Origin of the sequence: Sphingomonas sanguinis NBRC 13937 (assembly GCF_001591005.1) — a bacterium.
In the GTDB taxonomy this organism is placed as follows: Bacteria; Pseudomonadota; Alphaproteobacteria; order Sphingomonadales; family Sphingomonadaceae; genus Sphingomonas; species Sphingomonas sanguinis.
This window is the reverse complement of record NZ_BCTY01000133.1, coordinates 1-612: the sequence shown is the minus strand read 5'-3', so window position 1 is coordinate 612 and position 612 is coordinate 1. Positions and strand designations below refer to the sequence as shown.

At 65.7% G+C, this 612-nt stretch carries 1 pseudogene; it reads left to right on the top strand.

Annotation, left to right across the window (positions count from 1 at the left end):
- A pseudogene (locus SSA01S_RS19905) lies at positions 1–384 on the top strand (ISNCY family transposase); the annotation flags it as partial.
- Positions 385–612: the final 228 nt, after the last annotated feature.

Sequence of the window (612 nt, the reverse complement as noted above, 5' to 3'; positions counted from 1 at the left end):
AGCCAGGCGCTGGCGCGCAAGCGGGTGGAGGTTTGCGAGTATCCTGACGGACGGATCGAGATCCGGCACGACGGGCAGGCCTTGCCCTATCGCGTGTTCGACAAGATGCGGCGGGTGAACCAGGCAGCAGTGGTCGACAACAAGCATCTCGACGCGGCGCTGGCGATGGCGCGGCTCCTGCAGGAAACGGCGCCACAGCACCGCAAGCGGAACAACAACGAGCCGGCGCGGACGGCGCAGACTGGCGGCATGTTCGCCGCGTCGGCTGTTGCGACCGCATCGAAGGTGGATCGCCGCACGCTCTGCACGCCGAAACTGAAGCGCGGGCCGCGCCTTTCCGAGACGGAACTCGTCGCGCGCGGACTGGCCGAATACGCTGGCTGAGTCCGGGTCACGCCACCCCACCCCAGGAACCTGCCTGACTGTCTGCATTCTGGTGTGACCGAGCCCGCTGCTGGCGCAGCGGGTCCGTCGCCCTTCCCTCGAAACTCACCGCATCAGCGGGGTCAGCGCTGCGCTTGTGGATGGCTCCACGCTGCCCCCGCTGCTACCAGCCGTGTGTCATTTCTATTTGGGGCAGAATGTGTCTTTTCTAATCAGCGGGAACACAAA